Annotated in this window: 3 protein-coding genes and 1 pseudogene; 1 reads left to right on the top strand and 3 read right to left on the bottom strand. The window is 49.9% G+C overall.

All coding sequences use genetic code 11. The features are described 5' to 3' along the window. The first annotated feature begins 52 nt into the window (after positions 1-52). Positions 53-184 carry a hypothetical protein gene (locus tag JIE71_RS12555; RefSeq protein ID WP_416232020.1) on the top strand — a complete coding sequence of 44 codons (132 nt, stop codon included), beginning with the start codon at positions 53-55 and terminating at the stop codon, positions 182-184. On the opposite strand, the pseudogene dnaX reads toward JIE71_RS12555, so the two are convergent. From dnaX to prfA, 3 genes and pseudogenes are all read right to left on the bottom strand, one after another. Next, positions 130-1,398 (bottom strand): annotated as a pseudogene (dnaX, locus tag JIE71_RS06995) (DNA polymerase III subunit gamma/tau); the annotation flags it as partial. The gene JIE71_RS12555 and the pseudogene dnaX overlap by 55 nt on opposite strands. Positions 1,399-1,549: 151 nt before the next feature. Next, the gene (gene lysS, locus JIE71_RS07000) at positions 1,550-3,073 is read right to left on the bottom strand and encodes a lysine--tRNA ligase (RefSeq protein WP_199508026.1); all 1,524 of its coding nucleotides are present in this window, start codon (positions 3,071-3,073) and stop codon (positions 1,550-1,552) included. Between the two features lie 200 nt (positions 3,074-3,273). Continuing rightward, positions 3,274-4,365: a peptide chain release factor 1 gene (gene prfA / locus JIE71_RS07005; RefSeq protein ID WP_199508027.1), complete on the bottom strand. Its 1,092-nt coding sequence runs from the start codon at positions 4,363-4,365 to the stop codon at positions 3,274-3,276. Between the last annotated feature and the right edge of the window lie 250 nt (positions 4,366-4,615).

Raw genomic sequence — 4,615 nt, forward strand, 5'->3', positions numbered from 1 at the left:
GGCAATTGGTTCGGCAATTGGTTCGGCAATTGGTTCGGCAATTGGTTCGGCAATTGGTTCGGCAATTGGTTCGGCAATTGGTTCGGCAATTGGTTCGGCAATTGGTTCGGCAACGTTTTGCGGCTCAGGAATTGGCGGCGCTTCTAATGGTGATAACTCTTGGCTTTGTAGCGTACTCGCATAATCAGTGTGGTCAAAACTGTCGTTATTTGCCTCAAAATTTCGAGTAGAATTATCCGTGCTGCTGCCATCATAAGACGCGGTATTGGGTGGATTTTGTGCGCCGCTTAGCATGGCATCGGCGGGTAACGGACGAAAAGCAAGTAAACGCAGCAAACACATCTCTAAAGCCTGCATCGGCGTATTGGCAAGCTTCATGCCCTCACGCGCTTGTACCACGATTTCATAATACAGCTGCAACACATCCGCGCTGATATGCTGCGCGAGCGTCTGAATGTGCTGGGCTTGCTGTTCATTCACATTGAGCGATACTTGCGGCAATACCTGCATCAAAGCCAGCTGATGCAGCAGCTCTGCCAGCCCATCAAACATACTCGCGGCATCAACCATTTGCATACGCATCTGCTCGATATGTGCGGCAACCGCAGGCTTATCATCATTATAAATATCGGTCAACAAACTGACCAAATCAGCAGCGTCAATCAAGCCAAGCATGGCATTGACCGTAGCATCATCGAGCGCGCCCTGCCCAAAGGCAATGGCTTGATCGGTTAAAGACAAGGCATCACGCACCGAGCCTTTGGCGGCGTTTGCCAGCTGCCATAACGCAGGCTGGGTGTAATCAATCTGCTCTTTGGTCAAGATATCTGCCAAATGCTCACTCAGCAGCGCTTGCGGCAAAGGACGCAGTACGAACTGTAAACAGCGTGAAATGATGGTAATCGGCAGCTTTTGCGGGTCGGTGGTCGCCAGCAAAAACTTCACGTGCTCAGGCGGCTCTTCGAGCGTTTTTAGCAACGCGTTAAAGCTGTGCGTCGAGAGCATGTGCACTTCGTCAATCAAGTATACCTTGTAGCGCCCTTGGGTCGGTGCGTACGGCACATTATCCAGCAGTTCGCGCGTGTCTTCAACCTTAGTGCGCGAGGCAGCATCAATCTCAATTAAGTCAATAAAGCGACCTTGGTCAATCGCCATACAATGCTCACACACCCCACATGGCGTACTGGTCACGCCCGTGTCACAGTTTAGGCATTTCGCTAAGATACGCGCAATGGTGGTCTTACCCACACCGCGCGTCCCTGTAAACAAATACGCATGGTGCAAGCGTCCATAATCAATGGCATTAATCAGCGCCTGTGAGACGTGCGTTTGCCCAATCAACTCGTGAAAGTTTTTGGGGCGATATTTGCGGGCTAAGACTTGATATTGCTGCGTCATATCCATCCAGTATGCCAAATAATTTAGTCTGCTGATTATAGCAAAAAGCCAGCACGAACGTCTGGCTTCTTGTGATAAGCGAATAAGGAGCGAATAAGCGTAAGCTCAACGGAACGCTGTATTTATAAGGCAATACAGCGTGCATCAATCCTTACTTACGGCGCATGTGCGGGAATAAAATCACATCGCGGATGCTTGCCGAGTCGGTCAACAGCATGACCAGACGGTCGATACCAATACCTTCACCAGCAGTCGGTGGTAAGCCGTAAGACAAGGCTTCGATATACTCTTCATCAAAGTGCATGGCTTCATCATCGCCCGCGTCTTTTTCGGCGACCTGACCACGGAAGCGCTCAGCTTGGTCGGCAGGGTCGTTCAGCTCGCTAAAGCCGTTTGCCAACTCGCGCCCACCCACGAACAGCTCAAAGCGGTCGGTAATCTCAGGATTCTCATCGTTACGACGCGCGAGCGGTGAGGTCTCGGCAGGATACTGAGTGATAAAGGTCGGCTGACGCAATTGATGCTCAGCGGTCTCTTCAAAGATAATGGTCTGCAATTTGCCAATACCAAAGCCTTCTTTAACCTGCTGCTTGAGCGTGTTTGCCACGTAATCTGCCAAGTATTCGCGCTCATTGACACGCGCCATGTCAAAGCCTTCGGCATATTGAGCGATGGCATCGGTCATAGACAGACGCGCAAATGGGGCTTTTAGGCTGATGTTTTCGCCTTGATAAGTAATCTCTGTTGTGCCCAAAATATCGGTTGATAACTGGCTAAACAGACGCTCGGTCAAGTCCATCAAGTCATGATAATCCGCGTATGCCTGATAAAACTCAATCATGGTAAATTCGGGATTGTGACGGGTAGACACGCCTTCGTTACGGAAGCTGCGGTTAATCTCAAAAACGCGCTCAAAACCGCCGACCACCAAGCGCTTGAGGTACAGCTCTGGTGCGATACGCAGATATAGTGGCATATCAAGCGCGTTGTGATGCGTCTCAAACGGACGCGCTACGGCACCACCTGGAATCGGGTGCATCATCGGCGTTTCGACTTCCATAAAGCGCTCATTCAGCATAAACTGACGAATGCCGCTAATCACCTGACTGCGCACCACAAAGGTATCACGCGTGGTCTCATTGGTCATCAAATCAAGATGGCGATTACGATAGCGCGCTTCGACATCTGCCAAGCCGTGGAATTTGTTTGGCATGGGGCGCAGTGATTTGGTCAACAGACTAATCTCTTCGATATGTACGTACAAGTCGCCTTTGCCTGAGCGACCGATGTAGCCTGATACGCCAACGATATCGCCCAAGTCCAGCCCTTTAATCAAGGCACGGGTCTCGTCGTCCAGCTCTTTACGCGCCACGTACAACTGAATGCGACCTGTCATGTCTTGAATGACTAAAAATGAGCCACGGTTCAGCATCACACGACCTGCGATACTGACCTGCGTTTTTTCGCCATTGGCAGCTTTTTCTTCGATTTCTTGTTTTGATACGCCATCAAACGCGTCTTGTAAATCTTTTGCATAATGGGTGCGTTTAAAGGTGTTTGGGTACGGCTGTTTACCTGAGGCAGTGATATCATCTAGCTTGGCTTGGAGTTGCGCGATCAGCTCATTGGTGTCTTCTGGCGCTTGGGTTTGGTCTTGGTTGCTTTGCTTTGACATAATACTCTCAATATTATTAGGTAAAAAGGTGAATAAAAAACAGAAAAATCAAATCAATAGTACGCTTATCAGCGACCGTGATGGAAAGTAAACACGGATAAAACGGTAAAAAGCCATAAAAAATAATAAGTAGGCAGCACCCAAAGTGCCGCCCGCCATTATCTTATCATTTATTTATCGACACTTACCATCAGAGTGGCTTACATCTCGCCGCCAATACTTGCCATCAAGTCGGCTTGGTGCTCACGCAGTAGCGCGTCCAGCATCTCGTCCAAGTCGCCTTCCATAATGCTGTCAAGCTTGTACAAGGTCAAGTTAATACGGTGGTCGGTCATGCGCCCTTGCGGGAAGTTGTAGGTGCGGATACGCTCACTGCGATCCCCACTACCAACGAGGTCACGGCGAATAGAGTCTGCCGCATCAACCTGCGCTTGTACTTTGGCTTGCTGGATTTTAGAAATCAGCATCTTCATCGCTTTGTCACGGTTTTTGTGCTGGCTACGCTCTTGCTGACATTCCACTACAGTGCCTGTCGGGATGTGCGTCAGACGTACCGCAGAGTCGGTGGTATTGACGTGCTGACCACCCGCGCCACTTGAGCGGAACGTATCCATACGGATATCGGCAGGATTGATGGTCACAGTGTCGTCAATCTCAACTTCAGGCATGACCGCAACGGTACAAGCTGAGGTGTGTACGCGACCTTGGCTCTCGGTTTCAGGCACGCGCTGGACGCGGTGTGCGCCTGATTCGAACTTTAGGCGACCATAGACGCTGTTACCTGACACGCGGCTGATGATTTCTTTATAGCCGCCATGCTCGCCTTCGCTTGCTGATAGGATTTCGACTTGCCAGCCTTGATTTTGCGCGTACTTTTGGTACATGCGGAATAAATCACCTGAGAAAATCGCTGCCTCGTCCCCGCCCGTACCTGCGCGAATCTCTAAGAATGCAGGCACTTTGTCATTCGGGTCTTTGGGCAGCATCATGACGTTCAGTTCTTCTTCCATCTCGGCGATGGCAGCGCGTGCGGTGTCAATTTCGTCCTGCATCATCTCACGCATTTCAGCATCGTCACTGTCCGCGAGCATGGCTTCGGCGTCCGCTTGGTCAGTCTCGGCGCGCACGTAGTTTTGCCATAAGGTGGTGATGTCCATCAAGTCGCTGTGCTCAACCGACAGTTCGCGAAACTTATTGCTATCGCTGATGACCTCTGGGTCAGATAATAAGGCGGTGACCTCTTCATAGCGGTCTACCATCTGGTCTAAACGCAAGCGTAAGGATTCTTTCATAACAAGGCTTTCATCAGGTAATAGGAATAAGGGGGCGATTATAACAAATTTTTGCAGCGAAATTAAAATCGCTGCGCAAACTTCATAGATTTATGGTATTTGCTATCTTTTATTAGGGCGTGTTGAACATTCGCAAATAGGCACTGCTGATCGCTAAAATTGTTCCAGACAAGGCGCAAAGCGACGATAATGCAGATGTCTTAGCGAGATTTGTAACGCAGTATGGGGCAATTTTAGCATCAGCCCCAAC

Origin of the sequence: Psychrobacter sp. bablab_jr014 (assembly GCF_016464015.1) — a bacterium.
Lineage (GTDB): Bacteria > Pseudomonadota > Gammaproteobacteria > Pseudomonadales > Moraxellaceae > Psychrobacter.

What these genes read in the sequence shown, in the direction of transcription:
- lysS (WP_199508026.1), bottom strand. Translation starts at nt 3,073, where the DNA reads ATGTCAAAGCAAAGCAACCAAGACCAAACCCAAGCGCCAGAAGACACC.
- prfA (WP_199508027.1), bottom strand. Translation starts at nt 4,365, where the DNA reads ATGAAAGAATCCTTACGCTTGCGTTTAGACCAGATGGTAGACCGCTAT.